Source organism: Streptomyces sp. NPDC001816, assembly GCF_042892235.1.
Taxonomy (GTDB): Bacteria; Actinomycetota; Actinomycetes; order Streptomycetales; family Streptomycetaceae; genus Streptomyces.
This window is the reverse complement of the sequence record NZ_JBIATY010000001.1, coordinates 895,954-917,375: the sequence shown is the minus strand read 5'-3', so window position 1 is coordinate 917,375 and position 21,422 is coordinate 895,954. Positions and strand designations below refer to the sequence as shown.

The following is a 21,422-nucleotide window of genomic DNA, read 5'->3' as shown; positions in this document are numbered from 1 at the left end:
CTCGTACCGTTCCTGCCGCCCGACCCGAAGACGGTCGCCGGCAGCCGCATCGCGGACTTCGCCCGCTGGGCCGCCAGGCAACAGCGCACCGAAGGGATCCCGGACCCCACCGACTACCAGGCCCTGCACCATTGGTCCGTCACCGACCTGGAGGGATTCTGGGCCAGGGTATGGGAGTACTTCGACGTCGACGCGACCACGCCGTACGAGCGGGTGCTGGCCGAGGAGACCATGCCTGGCGCGCGCTGGTTCCCCGGCGCCACCCTCAACTACGCCCACCACGCGCTGCGCAACCTGCACCCGGACGCTCCCGCGATCACCGCGCTGGACGAGAACGGCTCCGGCTACGAGATCACGGGCCGACAGCTGCGCGCCCGGGTCGCCTCCGTCGCGGCCACCCTGCGCGACCTGGGGGTGGGGATGGGCGACCGGGTGGTCGGCTACCTGCCGAACACCCCTCACGCCGTCATCGCCTTCCTCGCCACCGCCAGCCTGGGCGCGGTGTGGTCGGTATGCGGCCAGGACTACGCGCCCAAGGCCGCCGCCGACCGCTTCGCCCAGCTCGAACCCACGGTGCTCATCACGGCGGACGGCTACCTCTTCAACGGCACCCGACACGACCGCCGCGCCGCCTCACTCGACCTCGCCGCAGCCCTTCCCACGCTGCAGGCCACGGTGCTCGTGGATCACTTGGGTCTCGGCTGGCCCGAGACCCGGCACCCGGGCCTGACGGTCCCCTGGGACGATGCCGCCACCCGTACCGAGTACCTCACCATCACCCCAGTGCCGTTCGACCACCCTCTGTGGATCGTCTTCTCCTCCGGCACCACGGGCTTGCCGAAGGGCATCGTCCACGGGCACGGCGGCGTCCTGCTCGAACACCTCAAGATCCTCGGCCTGCACTGCGACCTGGGCGTCGGCGACCGCCTGCTGTGGTACACCACCACCCACTGGATGATGTGGAACCTCGTCGTCTCCACCCTGCTGACCGGCGCCACCACCTGCACCTACGACGGCAGCCCCGCGCCGGTGGCGCGCCCCGACGTCCTGTGGGAGCTGGCGGCCCGCCACAAGGTCACCGTCTTCGGCACCAGCCCCCAGTACCTGCTGGCCATGACCAAACTGGGCATCGAACCCACCGTGCACGACCTGTCGGCCGTCCGCGCCATCGGCAGCACCGGCTCCACCCTCCCCGCCTCCGCCTACCGCTGGGTCCGCGACCACGTGGGCGCCGGCATCCAGCTGGCCTCCACCAGCGGCGGCACCGACGTCTCCGCCTTCGCCGGCAGCGCTCCCACGACGCCCGTCTGGGCCGGCGAGCTGTCCGCCCCCAACCTCGGCGTCGCACTCGCGGCCTACGACGGGGCGGGACGGCCGGTCGTCGACCAGGTGGGCGAACTGGTCGTCACCCGGCCCATGCCCTCCATGCCGCTGTACTTCTGGAACGACCCCGACGGCAGCCGCTACCGCAACACCTACTTCGGCGCCTACCCGGGTGTGTGGCGGCACGGCGACTGGATCACCCTCACCTCCCACGGCTCGGTGGTCGTCCACGGCCGCTCCGACGCCACCCTCAACCGCAACGGCGTACGCCTGGGCAGCGCCGACATCCACGACCTCGTCGAACGCCTCCCCGAGATCACCGAGGCACTCGTCATCGGCGTGGAGGAACCCGACGGCGGCTACTGGATGCCCCTGTTCGTCGTACCCGCGCCCGGCGTCGCCCTGGACGACGTCCTGCGCGAGAAGATCCGCGCCGCCATCCGCACCGGCGCCTCGCCCCGCCACGTCCCCGACGAGATCCGCGCCGTGCCGGCCATCCCGCACACCAGGACCGGCAAGAAACTCGAAGTCCCGGTCAAGCGCCTCCTCCAGGGCACCCCCGCCGAGCAGGTCCTCAATCCCTCGGCGGTCGACAACCCGGACCTCGTCGCCTACTTCGCCCGCCTGGGAACAGAACGCCGCCAGGCCCGTCACCGGCACACCGCCAAGGACGCCTCATGAGCCTCTCCGCCGCCCTGGCCTGTCTCATCGTGCTGATCTTCGCCCTGCTGGGCGTGGCCAAGATCATGGCGCTCGGTCCGATGCCCGGGCTGGCCGCTCACGCCGGCTTCACCATCGCGGCCTACCGAGTGATCGGTGCGCTGGAGCTGGCAGGCGCCATCGGCGTGGCCCTCGGACCGGTCCTGCCGCTGTTCGGAGGGGTGGCCGGCGTCGGGCTCCTGACACTTCTCGCCGGTGCTGTGACCACGCACGTGCGCAAGGGAGACAGGTTGCCGAAACTCGTCCCGGCGGTGGTGTGCGCCGCACTGGTCGCCTGGTATCTCGTGCTCCTTGTCGGTATCGACTCATGACATGAACCCGCGGCGGAGGTCCCTGAGTCCTGTGAGCGAGCGCACGCCAGGCCTGGCACACTGAATCTGTGGTTCCGCTGATGACCGCGGCCGATCAGGCCGCGTCCTCATCACTCACAGGCGCCGGCGTCGTGTCGGCCTGCGCACTGCTCTTCACCGTCGCGTCGTTCTGGTGGCTCAACGCCAGACAAGGGCGCCTGAAGACATGGGAGCCTCATGCCTTCGCAACGATCATCCACTCATCCACGGCCCGCCTGCGGCTCCCGCTCGTCCTTCACAACACCGGCCCCAAGCCGATAGTCGTCCAGGACCTCATCCTGACCTTCCCCGACGAGCCCGCTTCTCACCTGCCGCTTCTGTGGGTGTCCTCACCGTCTCGCCTCCAGCCGGGGCCGGACGAGGACGCCAAACTGCCGGCGGGCTTCGTCGTGCCCGGCAGAGAAGCGCTACAGCTCTTCATCGAGTTCGAGGCCCCGTTCTCCGGGTTCATGCCGGAGGCCCGTGACTACACGGTCCAGCTGCAAGCGCGGGTCGGTCACCACAAGGGGTGGCGCCGCCTGCTGACGTTCACCCTGCGGGCCGCCAACATCATCGATCCGAGTCGCTACACCGTCTACAACAACGCGCCGGTCGAGCTGACGAAGGAAGACCAGAAGAGGGCGGATGCCGCGCTCCTCGAACTGTTGGAAGAGAAGGGCGACGACTCCGCTCCGGGCGGCGGGAGACATCGGAATTCTCCACATGACGATGGCGATACCGGCGCGAGCCGCTGATGCAACACCCGCCGGCCGAGCGCGTACATGCGGTGAGCAGGACATCACGGCTCAGCCCGGCCCGAGGAGACGTACCGGGGGCTTCCGCTGCGGCCCAGGGGCAGGGCGGGCGCCGATGAGGCTGTACGGAGCGATGAGGAGGTACGGCAGGTGGTCACGCCCGCCGTAGACGGCGGGGTGGTGCCGAGTGACCGTTCACCCGCCTGGCGGGTGACGTCCCGCGGTCAGGGGTTTGAGCCGGTGAACTGTGGGAGTCACTGCACGTGGCATTTGGCACGCACACGAGTCCTGCGGCTGAGACACCCCGCGCACGCGTGGCCATGTCCAACACCCTCGGGCGAGACACGGTCTGACTACGCGGCGGGGGTGAATTCGGCGCGGCCGAACAGCAGCGCATAGCCGGTGGGGAGCTGGTGCAGGATGCGGGTGATCAGGTCGGGGCCGGCGTAGGCAGCGACGGCCGCGAAGACGGATCCGGTGTCCCAACGGGTGGTGGCCAGGGAGGCGCCGGTGCGGGCGGCGAGGTCCTTGACGAAGGCCCAGCCGGTCAGGGGCTGGGTGTCGGGGATCTGCGCGGTGAGGACGCGTGCGGACTCCAGGGGCAGCCGGGCGGCCAGGTCGACGCGTTCGTCACCGGTCAGCTGGCGTCCCAGCCCCGAAAGGACCAGGCGGACGGCTTCCTCGGCCCTTTCGCGGGTGGGGTAGGCGCCCTCGTAGCGGACCTTCTCCAGCATCTGCTCGTACGCCGTCCCGTGAAGGTGCGGCTGCAGCGGGGCGAGCTGGTCGGAGATCACTGGGGTGGATGCCTTTCTCTCCCGCCGGTGCGCGGGCACCGGGGTGCGAGTGGTCAGATGGGCAGGGGACGGCCGAAGAGGAGGTCGTAGCCGGCGGGGAGCTGGAGCAGGATCTGGGCCAGCAGGGCGTCGCCGGCCGTGTCGGCGACCGTGGACAGGACGGCGCTGACGTCCCAGGTCGCGGTCTGTTCGGTGGCCCCTTCGATCCAGGCCGCGGTCGCCCGCACGAACCGCGCCGGGGGCAGCGGCTCGGCGCTCTGGAGCGGGTTGAGCAGGATCAGGGCGAAGTCCTCCGGCAGACGGGCCACCAGCTGGGCGCGGACCTCGCCGACCAGGTGCGCGCCCAGCAGGGCGAGTACCACGCGGGCCGCGCGTTCCGCCTCGTGCGTGCTGGCGTACTCGCCGCGTTCCTGCACGTGGTCGAGGAATGCTGCGCGTCGCAGAGTCATCTCGGCCGCACCCCTTTTCCTGCGGACCGTCCATGGGGTGCGGAGGACGGGGTGAGGGGGGATCAGGTCCCCGTCCTCCGCGACCGTCCGGCCGGTGTCCCCGGGTGTCAGCCGGAGATCTCCTTGCGGCCGGATCCCGCGCCGATGGAGATCTTGCGGGGCTTGGCGCGCTCGGCGATCGGGATGCGCAGGGTGAGCACACCCGCGTCGTAGTCGGCCTTGATGTGCTCGGTGTCCAGCGTGTCGGCCAGCACGATCTGGCGGGAGAAGACACCCAGCGGCCGCTCGGACAGCTCCATCTGCACGTCGTCCGCCTTCGCCACCGGCCGACGGTCGGCCTTGACGGTCAGCATGTTCCGCTCGACGTCGATGTCGATCGCCTCCGGGCTGACACCGGGCAGGTCGAAGGCCACCACGTACTCGTCGCCCTCGCGGTACGCGTCCATCGGCATCGGCGACGGCCGGGACCAGGTGCCCGGGCCCATCAGCTGCTGTGCGAGCCGGTCCAGCTCACGGAAGGGGTCGGTGCGCATCAACATCGGAAGACACCTCCAGAAGTTCGGGCAGTTGCTGCCAATGCGCCGCACTGGAACCGTAGCATGTCATCCAATAGATGACAAACACAATGTCATCGACTGGATGACACCGGAGGAGGTGCCCATTGACCCCGGCCGACCAGCCGTCCGCGTCCAGCGCCGAAGCCCACAGCCCGGCGTCATTCCTCGCCGCCGAGGCTGCCCTGCGCGCCATAGACGGCGCTTTGCGCGCCGCCCGGCACGAGGCCCCCGACACCGCCGGCGACGGGCCTGCCCCGCAGCAGGCTCTGGCCTCCCTGCTGCTGCTGCGGCGGCAGGTCCGCGAGCAGCTCGCCGGATGGGAGACCGGCCTGATCGAAACGGCCCGCGAGGCGGGCGCCAGCTGGGCCGACCTCGCCCACCCTCTCGGCGTCGCCAGCCGGCAGGCCGCCGAGCGCCGTTACCTGCGCGGCCGTCCCGGCCCGGCGGGACCCACCGGCGAACAGCGCGTCCAGGCCACCCGCGAACGCCGTGCCGCCGAACGCACCACCGCCGTCTGGGCCCGCCGCAACGCGGCCGACCTGCGCCGCCTCGCCGGCCAGATCACCGCGCTCACCGACCTGCCCGCCGCGGCCCACACCCCGCTCAGCCGGCTCCACGAGGCCCTCGCCCACGACGACCCCTCCACCCTCCTCCACCCCCTGGCCGAGACCCGCCCCCATCTGGCCAGAACCCATCCCGACCTCGCCGCACGACTCGACACCCTCACACCCCCCTGACCCCCGCCCGGCGCCCTGCAACAGCAGCCCGTCGACACTGTTCCCTGCAACTGATCGGTGTCGAGTTCACGCTTCTCGCGGCGTATGTGGTCGCTCGGTCGACCTGGAGGCTGGTCAGCGGATTCTGGCCGCATCACTGGCCGCCGGGGACCGTCTCGGTCTCCCGCCGGGCGTGCAGCGGCTCCCCCGGCTCGTTGGCTGAACCGGGGGAGCCTGAGTCGAGCCAGCCCCATGGATACGCTGCTGAACGCGGCCTACCCGCCGTGTCCCCCCTCCCGAATTCCCCACACCCGAATGCCGGTCCACCTTCCGGGAAGTCGAAAAGCCCGCCGAACACCACGTCCACCGCTGCTCTGGCAGCAGCCCGTATGACATGCCGCATGTGGCGTCATGGGCACCTCGGGTCGGTCGGTCGCGTCACTCTGGAAGGGTTGATCACGGTCGTGTCAGGAGCCACGTGTACGGATCGCGTGAGAGGGTCGAGCGGATCAGCCACGACCGCCGGATGGCCCCGAGCGTGTCGGGGCGGACGCTGGATCCGCGGCACGAGGTGAGCAGGGACACGGTGACCGGGAGTATGAGGACTCCGATGCAAGGGCGCGGCGATGGCACAAGGTGAGCGGCGACCGGACAACGGCATGACGGACCGTTCGGAAGGGTTCGGTGAGCGGCTGCTGGGGGTGCTGCTGGACCGGGCACACGAGATGCCGCCGCAACTGATCGCCCCGCTGATCGCGGAAGAGGTGGCCAGGGTCGGTGGCCGCGACGTCTCGATCCTGCTGCAGGACTACGGCCAGCTGGTGCTGGTGCCCCTGCCGGGTCGGCGGCTGATGGTCGGCGAGCCCGAGCCGATCGGTGACTCTCCCGCCGGCACCGCCTTCCTGCAGGCGACCACTGTCGAGGTGCCGCAGCCCGACGGCGTCCGGATGTACCTACCGCTGCTGGACGGCAGCGACCAGGTGGGAGTGATGGGCCTCACCCTGGACACCGTCGATGACGACGACCGGCGGCTACTGCGCAGGCTCGCCGGCCTGGTCGCCGACATGCTGGTCACCAAGCACAGCTACACCGACCAGTTCTTCCTCGCCCGGCGCCGCGAACCGATGAGTGTGGCCGCCGAGATCCAGTGGTCTCTGCTGCCGCCGCTGGCGATGTCCGTCCCGCAGGCAGCGGTAGCCGGAATCCTGGAGCCCGCCTACAGCGTCGCAGGCGACAGCTTCGACTACGCCCTCAACGAGAACATCCTGCACCTGGCCATCGTCGATGCGATGGGCCACGGCCTGGACGCCGCCACGATGGCGACCGTCGCCGTCGGGGCCTACCGGCACGCCAGACGTGCCGAAATCGGACTGTCCGAGATCTACGCGTTCATGGACCGGGCCATCTCCGACCAGTTCGGGCCCGACCACTTCGTCACCGCGCAGATGATGCGCCTGAACATCGCAACGGGCCACCTGCAGTGGGTCAACGCGGGCCACCCCGCACCGTTGCTGATCCGCAACCACCAGGTCGTGCGGCAACTGACAGGCCCGACCACCCTGCCGGTCGGCTTCGGCGGTGAAGAACCCCGGATCAGCGAGCAGACGCTCCAACACGGCGACCGGGTGCTGTGCTTCACCGACGGCCTGATCGAGGAACACGAAGCCGGTGAAGAGCAGTTCGGCGAGGAGCAACTCATCCACTGGGTCAACCGCGTCGAACGCACAGAGAAGGGAGTACGCGCGGTGGTGCGCGCTCTCTCCCACGCTCTGAAGCAGCAACGCGGCGGCCGCACCAGCGACGACGCGACGCTCTTCCTGATCGAATGGCGCGGGGGCGCCGCGGACCACCTCGCCATCCTGGAGTGAGCCGGCAGTCAGCTCCCGGTCGTAGGGATCATGCTCGGTACACGGGTGAGCCCCCGCTGGTGGAGCGACTGTTCGCGGGGCCTGTGCCCGCGCCGCCGCTCATGCGGCGTCGTGCCAGGCGGCAATACCGGTCACCGTTACCGCGACGGTGACCGGCTCCGCGGCACCGTGGGTGGCGAGGTGGGTGATGAGGGCGGCTGTCACCTGGTCATGGACGTTTCGGGCGATGTCCAGCGCCCGCCGGCCCTCCGTCAGGACGCAGCGCACCTCGATGTGCCATCCCGAACCGTCCGGCGCCCGGTCGGCGCGGATGCCGGCCTCGGGCAGCGTGGTGTCCGCCCGGGTGGGCGCCGCGGCTGCCGCGAGGCGTCGGGCGAGGCGGGGTTGCAGGGCGGCCACGCCCGGGACCGCGAGGGCCGCCTCGGCCGCGACGCCGAGGAGCGCGGTGGTGCCGGTGGCGGTCGTCATGTGCCACCGCCCGTCGGGAGGCGGGGGCCGAGGGTCGGCCCCGGCTCCAGTACGTCGACCACGGTGATGTCGACGGCTGTCACCGTGAGCCCCAGGTCCTGTCCGGCCGAGTGGAGGACCGATCGGCGTACCTGGTGGACCCGGCCGGGCAGCGGGCGGTCGAGGGCGGCGGCCAGGGTCATGGTCACCCGCACGTCGGTGCCGTTGCCCTCGGGTACGAGCCGGCAGGTCGCGGCCCTGGCACCGGGGACCGTGTCCGCGGCCTGCCTCAGCACCCTCGCCGCGGCGCTCTCGGCGATCCGTAGGTCCCGGTCGGGGTCGGCCAGGGGCAGTAGCCGCCCGAACCGGACCTCTGCCCTGACGACGTCCATGACCCGGTCCGCGAGTGCGTGCAGGCCCGGAGGGTCCTCGTCGCGCAGCGCCCGGGCGGCCGCGTTCACCGTGGCCAGTCCCTCGACGGCCTCTCGGCAGTGAGGACAGGACACCGGGTGCGGGTCCGCGGCCGGCGGTGCGTCCTGCGCCTGTTCCCAGACCCGGCTGAGCAGGCGGCCGCAGGGCAGTACCTCATCGCCTGCGAACGGGGGCACGTCGGCGGCGGCTGAGCCGTTGCGGGGCCCGTCGGCTCCGGGCGGTTCGGGAGGCCGCGTGTGCGGGTCGTCTAGCGCCATGGGCCCATCGCCTCCTGCAGGGATCGGCGTGCCCTGAACAGTCTGCCGCGTACCGTCTGCTCGCCGGTACGCGTCACGTGCGCTATCTCCTTGTAGGGCAGGCCCTGCACCTCCCGCAGGATCCAGCAGACCCGCTGTCCGGCGTCCAGCTCGGCGAGTGCGCGGGACAGGGCGGCCGTGGCCGCGTGCTGCTCGGCGGTCCGGGCGGGCTGGCTCCACGCGTCGCCCGCCGTGGGTTCGGCGACGGTGTCCAGGGGGAGGGGCGGCGGTCGGCGGTGGCGCATGGTCTGACAGCGGTTGACGGTGATCCGGTACATCCAGGTGTGGAACTCCCCCCTGTGGCGGTATTCCGGCAGATGGCGCCAGGCACTGATGAAGGCGTCCTGAACGGCCTCTTCGGCGTCCTGAGGATTGCCCAGCATGCAGCGGGCCAGGGTCAGGAGGGACCGGCTGTGCCGCTGGACGAGAACGGCGAAGGAGTCCTCGTCCCCCTCGGCCGCCCGTACGGCCAGCAGGCGGTCGGGCAGGTCGCATCCCCGTCGTGGGGAAGCAGTGCGTTCGATCATGGCGCTCCCACGCAGGCCTTGGAGCGTGCGTGTACCCCTGAAATAGAGGTGTGATGCATGTCACACGTCAGGCGCGTGAGGAACACGCCGCCCGATGCATCCAACTTTCGACGGGCACCATTCCGGTGTCCGGCCGACCGATCGAGGCGACCGCCATGACGGACAACATCACCAGCGTCGGCGGGGGCAGCCGGCCCGAAACAGGCATGAGCGCGCTCAAGGGCCGCACCGGGGCCGGGGCTCCGGCCGAGACACGGGGCAAGACCACCATCGCGGACGCTGTGGTGGCCAAGATCGCGGGCATGGCCGCCCGCGAGGTACCAGGCATCCACAGCCTGGGCGCGGGGATGGCCCGCGCCTTCGGCGCCATGCGGGAACGCGTCCCCGGCGCAGGCGGAGGCGGAGCGGTCACCCGCGGCGTCAAGGTCGAGGTCGGGGAACGGCAGGCCGCGGTGGACCTGGACGTCGTCGTCGAGTACGGCGTCTCCATCGTCGACGTCGCGGGCGGCGTACGCACCAATGTCATCAGCGCCGTGGAGCGGATGACGGGCCTGGAGGTCGTCGAGGTGAACATCGCCGTCGACGACGTCCACCTGCCCGACGACGAGGAGGATCAGACCGAACCGGACGAGGGCCGCGTGAGGTGACCGCTGTCGGGACCACCGCCGTGTCCTCGGGCATGAGCGGATGATCACGGCGAGAGGGACGCTCGCGAGATGGGTGAGTGCAAGATGAACACAGCAACGACGGGACTCGCGGCCGGTATGGCCCTCGGCTTCGCCGGCTACTTCGGCGGCTTCTGGGCATTTCTGCTGGTGCTGGTCCTGGGCGCGGCGGGGCTGATCGTCGGCCTCGCCGTACAGGGCGACCTCGACCTGCGGACACGGAGGCAGCGGTGAAGACCCGGCCCGGTTCCCCCGGCGAGGGGTCGGGCCCGCCGGCGCCGGCCGCCGGGCTGCCGCCCCCGGCCGAGCGGGGCGCCACCGTCATCCCGGACAGGGTGGTCGCCCGTATCGCCGCGCAGGCCGCGCGCGCGGCGCAGTCGCGGCGCGCCGCCGTACCGCCCGATCGGGGCGGACCTGCGGCACCCCACGCCTCCGCCGCCGTCCGTACCGGATCGGTGCGCCTGCATCTGGCCATGGACCTGCCCTACCCCACCGACATCCCCCGTGTCTGCGAGCGGATCCAGCAGGACGTCGCCGAACGTGTCGCCCAGCTGACCGGGCTGCGGGTGGGAGAGGTCCTCCTCACCGTCCGGCGGCTGGTGACCGCCGCCGACTCGAGCCGGGGGCGGGTCCGGTGAGCGGCCACACGGCCCGGGTCACCGGGCACGCCGTGGAGGAAAGGTGATCGCGATGACATCCGATCCACGTCCTCCGGGCCGCGGCTCCGCGTCGTCCACGCACCGTGCCGCAGTGCCGCTGACGAAGGAGCCCGACCCGCCCGAACGCGACGCGTCCGCCTCGGACCTCACGGCCGGTGAGCGCGACGGAGGGCACCGAACCCGTCGCAAGTGGTCCGCGCGCCGCATCACGGCGGCGGCGGTCGCCGCGGTGATCCTCGTGGCCGCGGTCGCGACGCTCGTCGACGTCATCGCCGTACGGGCGGGACGCCCGGCGGCCGCCTGGCGACGGAACCTGGCCGACGAACTGGCCACCCGGCCGGTGGACGACGTGTGGATGCTGACGGGGGCCGCCGTGGCCGCCGCCATCGGCGTCTGGTTGATCGTCCTGGCCCTCACCCCTGGTCAGCGCCGTTGGCTGCCCCTGCGCTCACCCGCCGGCTGCCCGCGATTGCGGGCCTTTGTGGACCGCGACGGCGCCGCCGTCCTGCTGCGCGACGCCGCCATGCGGGTCCCCGGAGTCGGCGCGGCGCACGTCCTGGTGGGCCGCCACCGCATCAAAGTCCGCGCGGACGTCCGCTTCCGCGACCCCCGACAGGTGAAGGACGACCTCACCGCCGTCCTCGACGAGGAACGCGACCGGCTGGCCCTCGCCCGTCCTCCCCGCATCGCCGTACGGGTGCGGCGACGCACCCACTGACACAAGACCCGCAGCACCGGAGCCCGCCATGACGCCGCGATCCGCGCTCAACCGCAGTCTGCTGGCCCTCGCCGGACTGGTCCTCCTCGGCGGCGGACTGCTCATCCTCTTCGCCGGACTCGACCTCTACCGGCGGCACGATCTGGCCCCGCCCGCCGGCTGGCCCCTGACCACCCCGGCCGACGTCCTGCTCGGCTCCGCCGACCGGGCACGCTGGAGCAGCCAGGGCTGGTGGTGGTGGCCCGCGGTCATCGCCGCCCTCGCCCTTACCGCCCTGCTCGCCCTGTGGTGGCTGCTCGCCCAGCTGAGCCGACGCCGCCCCGGCTCCCTGCCCGTCGGCGGCACACCCCCGCAGGAAGGCGTCGAACTGCGCGACCGCGCACTCAGTGACGCGATCGCGAACGAAGCCGGTGCCCTGCCAGGGGTGGGCCATGCGGCCGTACTCATCACCGGCCGGCCGGCCCACCACCGCACCCGCATCAAGCTCACCCTCACCCCCGAGGGCACGCCCGGCGCCACTCTCGGTGCCCTGTGCGAAGGCCCGCTCAGCACCGCGCGTCGGTCCACCGGCCTCATCGACATGCCCACCGAGGTCCGCCTACAGGTCAGCCGCCACGGACCACACCGCGTGGAGTAAGGAGAAGGTCGGCCTTTCCCGCCGACGCCCTTGCGACCCATAGCAGTTGGCGGGCGCGCCGGCACCACTCCCCGAAGGAGAGATCATGATCATCCTGGGCGTCATTCTGCTCGTCGTCGGCTTCCTCACCGGCCTGTCCATCCTGTGGACCATCGGGATCATCCTGCTGGTCGTCGGAGCCATCCTGTGGATCCTCGGCGCGATGGGACACGCTGTCGCCGGTCGACGCCACTACTGGTAGCCGGGATCGTTGCCCTGCAGGGCAGTGATCCAGGCTGCGGGCAGGCCGGCAGACGGCGCGGACCCCACCAAGACGTTTGCGGCGGCGGACGACGGCGGCGGAGAGGTCGATCCGGCCGAGGCTGCCGCCGGTGCCGACCAGCCGCCGCGGCCCGGACGCGGCGCGCCCGGTGGCCGTTGTGCCGGTCCTCGCCGCACGAGCGCAAGATCCGCCAGAACGTCCGCCCGGGCCACGGCTATGACGGGCGGTGAGCGGCAGAGCCCCGGGAAGGCTCCGACCGGTCGGAGCGCTTCGGGGAGGAGTTTCTGGGAGTCCTGCTGGACCAGGGGCACGAGTTGCCGCCGCACCAGCTCGGTCCGCTCGTCGCACGACAGATCGGCAGGCTCGACGGCCGCGAGACCTCGCTCTTCTTGCAGGACTACGGCCAGGTGTGGCTCGTCCCCCTGCTGGGTGACGGGCTGGCGGCTGGGGAACCGCAGCCGATCGACGGCTCCGACGTCGGCCGTGCCTTCCGGGAAGCGCGTCCCGTCGAGGTTTCGCAGGCCGACGGTGTGCGGGTCTACCTTCCCCTGCTCCGACCATGTGGCCGTCATGGCCGTCGGAGATCCAGTGGTCGCTGCTGCCACCGCTGGCGATGTCCACGCCCCGGGTCGAGCTGGCCGGGATGCTGGAACCCGCCTACGACGTGGCCGGGACAGCTTCGACTACGCCCTCAACGGCGATGTCCCGCATGTGGCCATGGTCGACGCGATGGGCCACGGACTGGACGCCGCCACGATGGCCACGGTGGTCATCGGAGCCTACCGGCATGCCCGGCGCATCAGCGTCGGCCTGTCGGAGATCTATGCGTTCATGGACCGGGCTGTCGCCGTGCAGTTCGGCCCCGACCACTTCGTGACCGCTCAGATGATGCGGCTCAACACGGCCACGGGCAGGCGTCCGGATCTGCTGCGCCGCGAGCTCAAGGCGGTTCACCCACCCGATGAGCTGCTCCTCACCGAATTCCTTACCGCCGACATCAGGCTCCTCGATCTGTCCGTCGGTGAACGGTGGCGCGCTCCCCCTCCCACACGCTGCAACGGGCGCGGGGCGGGATCACGACGGAGGATGCGACGCTCCTGCTGATCGAATGGCGCGGGAGCGCCACGGACCACCTCGCCCTCCTGGAGTGAGCCGACAGCCGCACCACCATGGACACGGCCGACGGCACGCTGAAGGTTCCACTCCCGCCGCTGTTTGCGAACGTCCTACCGGCGGAGTCGGCTCCGCGATCCTCCTTGGAGCGGGTTCACTTCTCCGTGCGGTGCCATGGCGAGAACCGCCACCGCCGGGAACGGCCGCAGGCCAGGGTCTGCATGCGATCATCGTGGCTCGCGGTGAACAGCTGAATCACGATCACACCAAAGACGATCATCGCGAGGAGCACACTCACCGTCACGAAGGTGCCCATGTCTCTCACACTCCTACTGCCGCGGTGGGCACGTGACCGGTGACCGGTCCGTCAGGAGTGCGTGAGAGGTGGCGGGCGTCATGTCCGCCTTCGGAGTCCCAGACCGCCTCCCGGAGCGAGTCCGAGTCGGCCGCTGCCTCTGCCGCAGCGCGGAAACGTTCGGCCTCATGGATCAGGCCGGTCGCCGTGAGGCTCCGCGACGGGTCGGTGGCCGCGGCCATGAGCCGGGCCGCGGTGGCCGGCTCCGTCTCCGGTGGGATCACCAGCAGGTCCCAGCGGCCGAAGGTGTAGGACAGCAGCAACAGCTTGTGCGGGTCTTGCCCGGCGTTGGACCAGCCGACGCGCACCATGTGGCCGTGCGCGGGCACTTCTCCCGGGATGACCGGCCAGAACGTGCGGCTCACCGCTATCCGGGTGATCCGCCCCCACAGCGGGTCGAGACATTCGACGAGCGCCGGGAGCTGCTCCGTCAGGTTGCGGGAACGGGGCCACCAGGCACCGTCGATCAGGGCCGGATGGGCGCCGGCCGGCGCCAGCGCGAGTCGAAGCGGCGACGAAGAAGGGGCCCGGCCTCCGACTGCGGGTGTGAACGGAATGGTCGCGGTCATGGCGCGGACCCAACCCCGGGCCGGTCACGGCCGGCCCGGTTGTCATGAATCGCCGAGAACGACCCGGCGTGGAAGCCGGTGTACGAGATGCTCTCGGTAATCACCAGGATACTCCTCGCCGACGCCCGGCGGACTGACGGGGAGCGACGGGCTGAACGGAACACGAGGAACACCTTCCACATAACACAGCCAAGGAGTGCTGGGCCAGGGCATGCGGGCCGTCAGGCGTGAGACCGGTCCGGGAGCCGGCATACGAAGTGCCCCGGCGCCCTCGGCCCACTGGCGCCGGTATCGACAGCCGTTTCACGGAATGCGGCGGCGTCTCCGCAACCGCCCCGGCGTGTGCGGAGTACCGTGGAAGCACCGAGGGCATTTCGCACACCGGCTTCCACGCCGGGTCGTTCTCGGCGAGAGACGAAACCCGGGTCGCCGCGAAGGCGGCCCGGAGACGGGTCCGCACCATGTCGGCGACCTTGCACCAACTCCTGCCACACCACGAGCCCGTCGCAGCCCCGGCCGCGCGTCTCGCGCTGAAGACCGACGGCCCGTCGCGCGGCCTCCTGGACGGTGCCTGGTGGCCCCGCTCCCGGGACCTGCTGAGCGAGCTGCCCGCACTGACCGATGTGCTGGACCCTCTGTGGGGCCGCATCACCCGCATCGCCGTCAACCCGAAGTACTGGCCGGTCATCCCGCACGAGATCCCCGTGGGCGGTCATGTCGTCAAGGTCGGATGGTTCACCCCGGAGATCGACCCGCACAAGCTGCTGCTGCTTTCCTACGGCACCGGCCGCTGGGATCTGCTGGTCATCCCACCCGAGACCGGGGCGGAGTCGGCGGCCCGCCTGATGGCGGCCGCGTCCGACTACGACGGCCCACCGCTGACCGCAAGTGCTCTCATCGCCGCGGACGAGACCCGGCATGCCGTCTCCGCCGCCGACCGGCCACTCGAACCGGACGAGGCAGGGAAGTACGAGGACGGCCCCGCCCCTGCGGCCGTTCCGGCGCAGACCGATCGCACCAGTCGCCTGATCATCGGCATGTGAGACAGCCGCCACGACCGGTGCCTCCCGGGTTTCGGCCCTGCCTCACGAACCGACGCAGGCACATGCAGGGGGTTCGACCGGCGGGTCCCCGCCCCACGTGGTCCTCGTCCCGAGGAGCAGCACATGCAAGCCCTGATCGTTCTCATCGTCGTGATCGGCCTCCTGGCCGTCCTGGTCCTCGCCCTGTCCGTGAAGGTCGTCAAGCAGTACGAGAAGGGAGTGCTGTTCCGCTTCGGCCGACTCGTCGGAACACGCTCCCCGGGGCTGCGGTTCATCATCCCGTTCGTCGACGTCCTGCACCGGGTGTCGCTGCGGGTCGTCACCATGCCGATCCAGTCCCAGGGCATCATCACCCGGGACAACGTGAGCGTGGACGTGTCGGCGGTCGCCTACTTCCGGGTCGTCGACGCCGTGAAGTCGGTCGTCGCCGTGGAGAACGTCAACGCGGCGATCAACCAGATCGCCCAGACGACCCTGCGGAAGGTCGTCGGCCGGCACACGCTCGACGAGACGCTTTCGGAGACGGACCGTATCAACCTGGACATCCGCCAGATCCTCGACGTCACCACCGTCGACTGGGGTGTTCAGGTCACGCTGGTCGAACTCAAGGACATCCAGCTGCCCGACACCATGAAGCGCGCCATGGCCCGCCAGGCCGAGGCCGAGCGGGAGAAGCGAGCGAAGATCATCAACGCGGAGGGCGAGTCCCTGGCCGCAGCCGCGCTCGGCGACGCCTCGGACACCATGATGGCCCACCCCCTGGCGCTTCAACTGCGCAATCTCCAGAGCCTGGTGGAGATCGGTGTCGACCAGAACACCACCGTCGTCTTCCCGGCCCCCCTCATGAGCACGATCGGCGAGCTCGGCTCCTTCCTCGCCCGGGAAACCGCGGCCGCTGCACCCGCCGCGGCAGCGCCACCGGCCGGCACCGGCCGAACCGACAAGTCCCTCAGCCCGGCCGACACCGCAGCATGACCCGACTACGGCCCGCACCGCCACCGCGTACCGCGGTGGCGGTGCGGGCGAGCGTTCCGTGCCACCAGGGCGGACTCGTGAACGACGCCTGTCGCGCGCGTCCATCCGGGCACCGGCTGATGATGGGAGTAGGGCCGAACACGCGGAGCTGATCATGACGGGTTGGCGGGTCAGGGACTACACCCAGGACGATCTCGAAGCGCTGATCCGTGTCGACATGGAGAGCGGCACGACCGAGGAGCCGCCGCTCTTCCCGCTCTCGGACGCCGTGACGGCCCTCCAGGCCCGCCAACCGGCTGTGGTGGCCACGGCCGACGACGTGCTGATCGGCGCCGCGGTGAGCAGGGTGGAGGGCGAACGGGCATGGGTCCTTCGCATCTGCATGGCGCCCGGCTGGCGACAGCGGGGGTTGGGCAGTGCCCTGATCACCGCCCTTGAGCAACGGCTCTTCGCCGTCGGCGTCCGAGCGGTGCACGCCGTCCTGCCCGAGGGCGAGACCGGTGCCACCGCCCTGCGCAACTGCGACTTCGGCGCCCGCCCCGGGCTGGTCTTCTTCGAAAAGCGCGGGCCGGTGACCCCGCAGTCGGCCGGCACGCTGTCCTCGCTCGGAGCGGAGCTGCCGCCAGGGGGACTGTGGCAGAAGGTCGCGGGCATGCAACGGGAGAAGCAGCTCATCGAGCGGCGCCTGGTCCTGCCGCTGGCCCACCCCGAACTGGCCGCCCAGCACGGAGTGGAACTGCCACGGGCGGTGATGCTGTTCGGCCCGCCCGGGACCGGCAAGAGCACGTTCGCGCACGCGATCGCCAGCCGCCTGGGATGGCCCTTCCTCGAACTGTTCCCCGCCCGTCTGGCCGCCGAGTACGGCCTGGCGACCGGGCTGAACCGGCGCTTCGACGAGATCGCCCGGCTCGACCACGTCCTCGTCTTCATCGACGAGGTCGAGGAGATCGCCGGCGAACGCGGCGGCGCGGACGCGACCGCTGTCGGCGTCGTCAACGAACTGCTCAAGGCGATCGTCCGGTTCCGAAGCCGGGACGGACGGCTGCTCGTCTGCGCCACGAACAACGTGACCACGCTCGACTCCGCGTTCCTGCGGCACGGCCGCTTCGACTACGTGCTGCCGATCGGCCCTCCCGACCACACCGCCAGGACCGCACTGTGGGAGAGCTACCTGGCCCGAGCGGGCGCGCGGGCCGACAGCACGGTACTCGCGTCCGCCAGCGAGGGGTTCACCCCCGCCGACATCGCCCACGCGGCGCGCACCGTCTCCCAGGCCCAGTTCGAGCGCACCTTCGACACCGGAACCCGGGCCGCCCCCACCACGGACGACTATCTGGACACGATCCGCGACACCAAGCCCACGGTCAGCGCCGCCATGGCCCAGGAATTCGCCCAGCAAACGGAGAAGTTCGCCCGCGTCTAGCGTCCAGGCTGACGGGGAGTCGATCTGCGACGGACGTGTCAGGCCGGCGTAGGAGGCATGCCGCCGCCCGTATCGATGAGGATCTGTTTGGCCTCGGTGACGTTGTCGGCCCGTACGGCCCTGGCCATCGCGGCGCGTGCCGCGTCGGGCGACGTGTCCGGAGGGACCAGCATCAGGGAGAAATGGTCCCGGTCGCCGCGGGTGATGAGGACGGTGTCGTCACCGACCGGGAAGGAATCGATGTGGACGACTCGGTCGTCGACCATCACCCGGGTCGGCAGTTCGTCCCAGGCGCTGCCGTCCAGACCGACCCGGGTGACAGGTCCGAGGTGCTCGGTCAACGCGGAGATCAGCGAGGGGAGCTCGGCGCCGATGTCCTGGGACCGCGGCCACCATGCGCCGTCCAGGATTCCCTCGCGTGTGTGTGTCGTCTCCAGCCTCAGCAGGGCCGTCCCGGGTTTCACCGACCGGTGGACGGCGTCCGGCAGGAGCCTGGGGAGGTCGGGGGTGTCGGAGTCGGCCATGGTGTCCGCCCGTCCGTGGAGAGCAGTGCGACCGCAGGGCGTGCGACCGCGATACGGCCCTGCCCCCTCACGGTACTCCGCACGACACTCGCGCGAGCGCTTCGCCGCAGAGCGCGGTTACGGAAACAGGCAACGGCTCCGGCGCATACGCGCCGGAGCCGCCCTTCCGGGTCATTGCACGTGAGCGTGCGCCGACCCGCTTTCCACACTACGCCAAAGGGATCAATCCGACATCAGCAATCCTTGCGAAGGTTCACTTCGGTCCGAGAAACCGACGCGGCGGCTCAGCCACGCCCTTCCTCTTCCGTCTCCATCTGCCGGATCCCCTGGTGCGTCAGCGTGATCATCGCGGGCGTGTTGCCTCTCGCCCAGTCCACGACGACCCAGCCTTCGCCCGCCAGGTACATACAGGCAGCGGCCATGTCCTGCTCAGGGATACCGAGGTCGTCACGGAGCTTCGCCCCATCGACGCCCAGGAGGCGATTGCCTTCGGCGGCTTGGTACAGAGCCTGCATGATCCTCTCGCGGTACGTCTTCCGGTCTCGCAATATCGCCATGACGCGCCTTCCTCTACTGCCCACGGCCGGGCCGAAGTCGATGTCATCCGCGGTCGCCGTCGCGGTGGGGCGCGTCGGGACGGTCGCGTCCACCGCCGACCGCCGGTGCCTCCGGGGCCGACGCCCGACCCCCGGCAGAACATCGCTGTAGTGGAAGGCAGCGATCCGTTCGTCGTGCTGAGTGTTGAGCCGGTGGATCAGAACGACTCCGACAGCGATCAGAAGGAGCAGCGCGGCCACGGCGATGACAGTCATGGTTCTCTCACCTCCGTCGACCGGCCGGCGAAGGCCCTGCCGAACCGATGTGCCGGGGCAGGCACGACGGCCCGACCTGCTCCGCCGTCGGTCTCCCACGCTTCTTCCCTGATCCGGGCGCCGATCCTGTCTGCTGCTTCCTCCCGGGCCGGGGCATCGATGCCGTCGCCCGCCATCAGCTGCGCAGCGGCATCCGCACCGGTTTCCGGCGGAATCACCAGCACATCCCGGCGGCCATCAGCGGAGAAGAAGGTCAGTCTGTGCGGATCCTGCTCCTCGGTGGACCAGCCCACGTGCACCGTGCGCCCGGCGACGGACACCCGACACGGGATGACGGGCCAGTGGGCAGGGTTCACCGCGATACCTGTGATGCGGCCCCAGAGATCACCCAGGGCGGCTGTCAAGGGGGGCAGCTCACGGGTGAGGGCACGGGAGCGAGGCCACCACGTGCCGTCCAGCCCGCCCGGCGCGGGCGTCAGGGACAGGCGAGCGGGCAGCAACGCGCGCCTGCTCGATGTCGTACGGTCGATGCTCACGGACATGGCGCGAACCTGCCCCCGGGCTCGTGAGCGGCCCGGCGTTGTCGATCGCCGGAAACGGCACCCGCAGCGGAGCCGGTGCGCGAAGAACTCCCGGTGCCTCCACACTACTCCGCCCGCTGACCCAAGAGGCCGCGGATGACCTGGCATTTTCCAGCCTTCGGGACCTGATCCCGGGTACCCGAGGCGCACCTTGTCAGAGCCAGTCCTTGCCCTTGAACGTCAAATGCAGCACGGCGGACAGGACCACGATGACGGCTGCCGAGGTGATGAATCCGGACTCGCGGCCGAAACCGGGGTAGGGGAGGTTCTGGCCGTAGTATCCGGTGATCGCGGTGGGTACGGCGATGATCGCGGCCCAACTCGTCACCTTCTTCATGATCAGGTTCATGCTGTTGGCCTGGACCGAGAGGTTCGTCTCCATGACCGAGGCCACCAGGTCCCGCAGTGATTCCGTGGCCGTGGCCGTCGCCTACGCCGGCGGCTGGTGGCAGGACAAACACACCCGCCACCACAAGCCTCACGTCTCCAGCGCGCGGGCACTGGGCAACCGCGCCCTGAAGAATCGCCCCTGGGCGGCGCGCTGCTCTACGGGCATATCGCGACCCATATGACCGCAGTATTCCTCGTCCTCCCGCCCGGCATGGCGATCGCGTTCGTCCGCCTGAAGAGCACCCTCGTCTCGCGGTACCGTTGCCTTCCTGGAACCCGCGGGACGAGACCATGCGCGCATGCCCGTGGCTCGCCTGCCATCAGCGTGCCGACTCGGTCCCCGTCTGCGCAGAACCCCCGCCTGAGCAAGCCGACGGAGGTTCCTCACATGTCACGAGCCATCACACGCGTGTCACCAACCCCGTAGACGCCCCTATAACGCGGGGGCGCGGGAAACCGGTCTGTCTCTGGCGGCATATCGCTTGAGGCATCGGATGATCTCGCGTCGGGTCTTGCCCTCCTGGGTGCGGCGTTCGTAGTACGCCTGGGTGCGCGGGTCGTGGCGCAGGCGGGTGAACACGATGCGGTGCAGGGCGGCGTTGGCCTGGCGGTCGCCGCCGTAGTTGAGTCGACGCGTGCGCCGCCGGCCGGAGGAGTACTCGATGGGGCTGACTCCGCAAAGGGCAGCAAAGGACGCCTCAGTGTTCAGCCGCTCGGGGTTGTCCCCCATGGTGATCAGCAGGGTGACGGCACTGTCCGGGCCGATGCCCACCGGTACGAGCAGTTGCGGCGCGTGGCGTTCGATGAGCTGGGTCAGTCGCTGGTTCAGCTCATTAATCTGTCCAGTGAGCTGCTCAATGCGTTCGGCAAGCATGCGTAATGTCATTTGGGTGGCCTGGGCCACCGCGTCCTCGTCTCCCCCACCGTCGGGTGGGCTGAGGGCCGCGCAGGTGCGGAACAGCTCGGCATTGCCCAGGCTGGACAGCCGTTCCCGCAGGACGGGATCGGCGATCACTAGGACGGCCTTGAGCTGGTTGATCGCCTGGGTGCGAGCCTTGACCGCGGAATCCTTGGCGAGTTTGAAGATCCGGGCGCTGTGCACGGGTCCGTCGCCGGATTTGGCCTGGGCCCGGGTGCGACCGCTGAGCACGGCTCGCGCGGCGGCCTGCGCATCGAGCGGGTCCGACTTGCCGAGCAGACGGCGGGCCGTGCGGTCGGGCCGGTTCACTTCGAACACCTGGATCTGCTGGGTCAGCAGGTAGCGGGACAGGCCCGCGCCGAAGGTACCGGTGCCCTCCACACCGGCCCGGCGCACCGCCCCCGCTTGCGGGCCCACACGAGCAGCCGACGGTAGCCAACGGCCGTCGCTGGAAAGGACTCTGTGCTCAGGACCTTCCCCAGCGGGGAGACCACGGCGGCGACGTGAACCTCGCCGTGCGTGTCCACACCCAGGACGACCTCACCCCGATTGGGCGGATCCATG

At 70.5% G+C, this 21,422-nt stretch carries 26 protein-coding genes and 2 pseudogenes; 15 read left to right on the top strand and 13 right to left on the bottom strand.

Features of this window, described 5'->3' with window-relative positions:
• Positions 1-12: 12 nt before the first annotated feature.
• The 3 genes from ACFYZZ_RS04195 to ACFYZZ_RS04185 all read left to right on the top strand — a co-directional run bounded on the left by ACFYZZ_RS04195 (position 13) and on the right by ACFYZZ_RS04185 (position 3,127).
• Positions 13-2,004 (top strand): acetoacetate--CoA ligase, encoded by a 1,992-nt coding sequence (locus ACFYZZ_RS04195; protein ID WP_389172011.1) that lies wholly within the window; start codon positions 13-15, stop codon positions 2,002-2,004.
• On the top strand, positions 2,001-2,354 hold the full coding sequence (locus tag ACFYZZ_RS04190) for a DoxX family protein (RefSeq protein WP_389171293.1): 354 nt from the start codon (positions 2,001-2,003) through the stop codon (positions 2,352-2,354). The genes ACFYZZ_RS04195 and ACFYZZ_RS04190 overlap by 4 nt, the downstream gene beginning before the upstream one ends.
• Before the next feature lie 68 nt (positions 2,355-2,422).
• A complete protein-coding gene (locus ACFYZZ_RS04185) occupies positions 2,423-3,127 on the top strand; it encodes a hypothetical protein (RefSeq protein ID WP_389171290.1) in 705 nt (234 codons plus the stop codon).
• A 353-nt stretch (positions 3,128-3,480) separates the two neighbouring features.
• Here ACFYZZ_RS04185 and ACFYZZ_RS04180 read toward each other — a convergent pair whose 3' ends face one another.
• From ACFYZZ_RS04180 to ACFYZZ_RS04170, 3 genes are all read right to left on the bottom strand, one after another.
• Complete coding sequence (locus ACFYZZ_RS04180) at positions 3,481-3,861, bottom strand: DUF2267 domain-containing protein (protein WP_389172009.1); 381 nt, start codon at positions 3,859-3,861, stop codon at positions 3,481-3,483.
• 113 nt (positions 3,862-3,974) lie between these two features.
• The gene (locus ACFYZZ_RS04175) at positions 3,975-4,370 is read right to left on the bottom strand and encodes a DUF2267 domain-containing protein (protein WP_389171288.1); all 396 of its coding nucleotides are present in this window, start codon (positions 4,368-4,370) and stop codon (positions 3,975-3,977) included.
• A gap of 107 nt (positions 4,371-4,477) precedes the next feature.
• Entirely contained in the window at positions 4,478-4,909 is a 432-nt protein-coding gene (locus ACFYZZ_RS04170) for an Hsp20/alpha crystallin family protein (RefSeq protein WP_389171286.1), read from the bottom strand.
• 122 nt (positions 4,910-5,031) lie between these two features.
• Here ACFYZZ_RS04170 and ACFYZZ_RS04165 point away from each other — a divergent pair, with 122 nt between their 5' ends.
• Positions 5,032-5,664, top strand: coding sequence for a type III effector protein (locus tag ACFYZZ_RS04165; RefSeq protein WP_389171284.1), 633 nt, complete (start codon positions 5,032-5,034; stop codon positions 5,662-5,664).
• A gap of 605 nt (positions 5,665-6,269) precedes the next feature.
• Positions 6,270-7,511: a PP2C family protein-serine/threonine phosphatase gene (locus ACFYZZ_RS04160; protein ID WP_389171281.1), complete on the top strand. Its 1,242-nt coding sequence runs from the start codon at positions 6,270-6,272 to the stop codon at positions 7,509-7,511.
• 99 nt (positions 7,512-7,610) lie between these two features.
• On the opposite strand, the gene ACFYZZ_RS04155 is transcribed toward ACFYZZ_RS04160, so the two are convergent.
• Genes ACFYZZ_RS04155 through ACFYZZ_RS04145 form a run of 3 tightly spaced genes read right to left on the bottom strand, consistent with a single transcriptional unit; the run spans position 7,611 to position 9,213 of the window.
• Entirely contained in the window at positions 7,611-7,979 is a 369-nt protein-coding gene (locus tag ACFYZZ_RS04155) for a hypothetical protein (RefSeq protein ID WP_389171278.1), read from the bottom strand.
• Positions 7,976-8,647 (bottom strand): hypothetical protein, encoded by a 672-nt coding sequence (locus ACFYZZ_RS04150; protein WP_389171275.1) that lies wholly within the window; start codon positions 8,645-8,647, stop codon positions 7,976-7,978. The genes ACFYZZ_RS04155 and ACFYZZ_RS04150 overlap by 4 nt, the downstream gene beginning before the upstream one ends.
• Positions 8,638-9,213 carry an RNA polymerase sigma factor gene (locus tag ACFYZZ_RS04145; protein WP_389171273.1) on the bottom strand — a complete coding sequence of 192 codons (576 nt, stop codon included), beginning with the start codon at positions 9,211-9,213 and terminating at the stop codon, positions 8,638-8,640. The genes ACFYZZ_RS04150 and ACFYZZ_RS04145 overlap by 10 nt, the downstream gene beginning before the upstream one ends.
• 155 nt (positions 9,214-9,368) lie before the next feature.
• On the opposite strand from ACFYZZ_RS04145, the gene ACFYZZ_RS04140 reads away from it, so the two are divergent.
• From ACFYZZ_RS04140 to ACFYZZ_RS04110, 7 genes and pseudogenes are all read left to right on the top strand, one after another.
• A complete protein-coding gene (locus ACFYZZ_RS04140) occupies positions 9,369-9,860 on the top strand; it encodes an Asp23/Gls24 family envelope stress response protein (RefSeq protein WP_389171271.1) in 492 nt (163 codons plus the stop codon).
• A gap of 84 nt (positions 9,861-9,944) precedes the next feature.
• Positions 9,945-10,112 carry a hypothetical protein gene (locus ACFYZZ_RS04135; RefSeq protein WP_389171268.1) on the top strand — a complete coding sequence of 56 codons (168 nt, stop codon included), beginning with the start codon at positions 9,945-9,947 and terminating at the stop codon, positions 10,110-10,112.
• Entirely contained in the window at positions 10,109-10,516 is a 408-nt protein-coding gene (locus ACFYZZ_RS04130; RefSeq protein WP_389171266.1) for an Asp23/Gls24 family envelope stress response protein, read from the top strand. The genes ACFYZZ_RS04135 and ACFYZZ_RS04130 overlap by 4 nt, the downstream gene beginning before the upstream one ends.
• Before the next feature lie 112 nt (positions 10,517-10,628).
• Entirely contained in the window at positions 10,629-11,255 is a 627-nt protein-coding gene (locus ACFYZZ_RS04125; protein WP_389171264.1) for a DUF6286 domain-containing protein, read from the top strand.
• A gap of 28 nt (positions 11,256-11,283) precedes the next feature.
• Positions 11,284-11,892 (top strand): alkaline shock response membrane anchor protein AmaP, encoded by a 609-nt coding sequence (locus tag ACFYZZ_RS04120; protein WP_389171261.1) that lies wholly within the window; start codon positions 11,284-11,286, stop codon positions 11,890-11,892.
• An 85-nt stretch (positions 11,893-11,977) separates the two neighbouring features.
• Positions 11,978-12,133, top strand: a complete 156-nt coding sequence (locus ACFYZZ_RS04115) for a DUF6131 family protein (RefSeq protein WP_099054839.1) — start codon at positions 11,978-11,980, stop codon at positions 12,131-12,133.
• A gap of 305 nt (positions 12,134-12,438) precedes the next feature.
• Positions 12,439-13,305, top strand: a pseudogene (locus ACFYZZ_RS04110) (PP2C family protein-serine/threonine phosphatase).
• Between the two features lie 116 nt (positions 13,306-13,421).
• Here ACFYZZ_RS04110 and ACFYZZ_RS04105 read toward each other — a convergent pair.
• Positions 13,422-13,583, bottom strand: coding sequence for a hypothetical protein (locus ACFYZZ_RS04105; RefSeq protein WP_389171259.1), 162 nt, complete (start codon positions 13,581-13,583; stop codon positions 13,422-13,424).
• A 5-nt stretch (positions 13,584-13,588) separates the two neighbouring features.
• A complete protein-coding gene (locus tag ACFYZZ_RS04100; protein WP_389171257.1) occupies positions 13,589-14,191 on the bottom strand; it encodes a DUF5994 family protein in 603 nt (200 codons plus the stop codon).
• Between the two features lie 461 nt (positions 14,192-14,652).
• Between ACFYZZ_RS04100 and ACFYZZ_RS04095 the strand changes: the two genes are divergently transcribed.
• From ACFYZZ_RS04095 to ACFYZZ_RS04085, 3 genes are all read left to right on the top strand, one after another.
• Entirely contained in the window at positions 14,653-15,234 is a 582-nt protein-coding gene (locus ACFYZZ_RS04095) for a DUF5994 family protein (protein ID WP_389171254.1), read from the top strand.
• Positions 15,235-15,357: 123 nt separating this feature from the next.
• Positions 15,358-16,209, top strand: coding sequence for a slipin family protein (locus ACFYZZ_RS04090; protein ID WP_389171251.1), 852 nt, complete (start codon positions 15,358-15,360; stop codon positions 16,207-16,209).
• 154 nt (positions 16,210-16,363) lie between these two features.
• Positions 16,364-17,632 (top strand): ATP-binding protein, encoded by a 1,269-nt coding sequence (locus ACFYZZ_RS04085; RefSeq protein WP_389171248.1) that lies wholly within the window; start codon positions 16,364-16,366, stop codon positions 17,630-17,632.
• Positions 17,633-17,670: 38 nt separating this feature from the next.
• Here the strand turns inward: ACFYZZ_RS04085 and ACFYZZ_RS04080 are convergent, their stop codons facing one another.
• The 5 genes and pseudogenes from ACFYZZ_RS04080 to ACFYZZ_RS04060 form a co-directional block, all read right to left on the bottom strand.
• A complete protein-coding gene (locus ACFYZZ_RS04080; protein ID WP_389171245.1) occupies positions 17,671-18,156 on the bottom strand; it encodes a DUF5994 family protein in 486 nt (161 codons plus the stop codon).
• A 284-nt stretch (positions 18,157-18,440) separates the two neighbouring features.
• Positions 18,441-18,713: a hypothetical protein gene (locus tag ACFYZZ_RS04075; protein WP_389172006.1), complete on the bottom strand. Its 273-nt coding sequence runs from the start codon at positions 18,711-18,713 to the stop codon at positions 18,441-18,443.
• Between the two features lie 251 nt (positions 18,714-18,964).
• Positions 18,965-19,510 (bottom strand): DUF5994 family protein, encoded by a 546-nt coding sequence (locus ACFYZZ_RS04070; RefSeq protein WP_389171244.1) that lies wholly within the window; start codon positions 19,508-19,510, stop codon positions 18,965-18,967.
• Between the two features lie 193 nt (positions 19,511-19,703).
• Positions 19,704-19,961 (bottom strand): annotated as a pseudogene (locus ACFYZZ_RS04065) (CorA family divalent cation transporter); the annotation flags it as partial.
• Between the two features lie 411 nt (positions 19,962-20,372).
• On the bottom strand, positions 20,373-21,275 hold the full coding sequence (locus tag ACFYZZ_RS04060; protein ID WP_389171242.1) for an IS110 family transposase: 903 nt from the start codon (positions 21,273-21,275) through the stop codon (positions 20,373-20,375).
• Positions 21,276-21,422 lie beyond the last annotated feature (147 nt).

Excerpts from the sequence above, each read along its gene's own strand:
- ACFYZZ_RS04140 (WP_389171271.1), top strand. The coding sequence starts at position 9,369 with ATGACGGACAACATCACCAGCGTCGGCGGGGGCAGCCGGCCCGAAACA.
- ACFYZZ_RS04080 (WP_389171245.1), bottom strand. The coding sequence starts at position 18,156 with ATGGCCGACTCCGACACCCCCGACCTCCCCAGGCTCCTGCCGGACGCC.
- ACFYZZ_RS04090 (WP_389171251.1), top strand. The coding sequence starts at position 15,358 with ATGCAAGCCCTGATCGTTCTCATCGTCGTGATCGGCCTCCTGGCCGTC.
- ACFYZZ_RS04105 (WP_389171259.1), bottom strand. The coding sequence starts at position 13,583 with ATGGGCACCTTCGTGACGGTGAGTGTGCTCCTCGCGATGATCGTCTTT.
- ACFYZZ_RS04085 (WP_389171248.1), top strand. The coding sequence starts at position 16,364 with ATGACGGGTTGGCGGGTCAGGGACTACACCCAGGACGATCTCGAAGCG.
- ACFYZZ_RS04095 (WP_389171254.1), top strand. The coding sequence starts at position 14,653 with ATGTCGGCGACCTTGCACCAACTCCTGCCACACCACGAGCCCGTCGCA.
- ACFYZZ_RS04145 (WP_389171273.1), bottom strand. The coding sequence starts at position 9,213 with ATGATCGAACGCACTGCTTCCCCACGACGGGGATGCGACCTGCCCGAC.
- ACFYZZ_RS04180 (WP_389172009.1), bottom strand. The coding sequence starts at position 3,861 with ATGCTGGAGAAGGTCCGCTACGAGGGCGCCTACCCCACCCGCGAAAGG.
- ACFYZZ_RS04160 (WP_389171281.1), top strand. The coding sequence starts at position 6,270 with ATGGCACAAGGTGAGCGGCGACCGGACAACGGCATGACGGACCGTTCG.
- ACFYZZ_RS04115 (WP_099054839.1), top strand. The coding sequence starts at position 11,978 with ATGATCATCCTGGGCGTCATTCTGCTCGTCGTCGGCTTCCTCACCGGC.
- ACFYZZ_RS04070 (WP_389171244.1), bottom strand. The coding sequence starts at position 19,510 with ATGTCCGTGAGCATCGACCGTACGACATCGAGCAGGCGCGCGTTGCTG.
- ACFYZZ_RS04170 (WP_389171286.1), bottom strand. The coding sequence starts at position 4,909 with ATGTTGATGCGCACCGACCCCTTCCGTGAGCTGGACCGGCTCGCACAG.
- ACFYZZ_RS04190 (WP_389171293.1), top strand. The coding sequence starts at position 2,001 with ATGAGCCTCTCCGCCGCCCTGGCCTGTCTCATCGTGCTGATCTTCGCC.
- ACFYZZ_RS04155 (WP_389171278.1), bottom strand. The coding sequence starts at position 7,979 with ATGACGACCGCCACCGGCACCACCGCGCTCCTCGGCGTCGCGGCCGAG.
- ACFYZZ_RS04175 (WP_389171288.1), bottom strand. The coding sequence starts at position 4,370 with ATGACTCTGCGACGCGCAGCATTCCTCGACCACGTGCAGGAACGCGGC.
- ACFYZZ_RS04075 (WP_389172006.1), bottom strand. The coding sequence starts at position 18,713 with ATGGCGATATTGCGAGACCGGAAGACGTACCGCGAGAGGATCATGCAG.
- ACFYZZ_RS04150 (WP_389171275.1), bottom strand. The coding sequence starts at position 8,647 with ATGGCGCTAGACGACCCGCACACGCGGCCTCCCGAACCGCCCGGAGCC.
- ACFYZZ_RS04100 (WP_389171257.1), bottom strand. The coding sequence starts at position 14,191 with ATGACCGCGACCATTCCGTTCACACCCGCAGTCGGAGGCCGGGCCCCT.
- ACFYZZ_RS04135 (WP_389171268.1), top strand. The coding sequence starts at position 9,945 with ATGAACACAGCAACGACGGGACTCGCGGCCGGTATGGCCCTCGGCTTC.
- ACFYZZ_RS04120 (WP_389171261.1), top strand. The coding sequence starts at position 11,284 with ATGACGCCGCGATCCGCGCTCAACCGCAGTCTGCTGGCCCTCGCCGGA.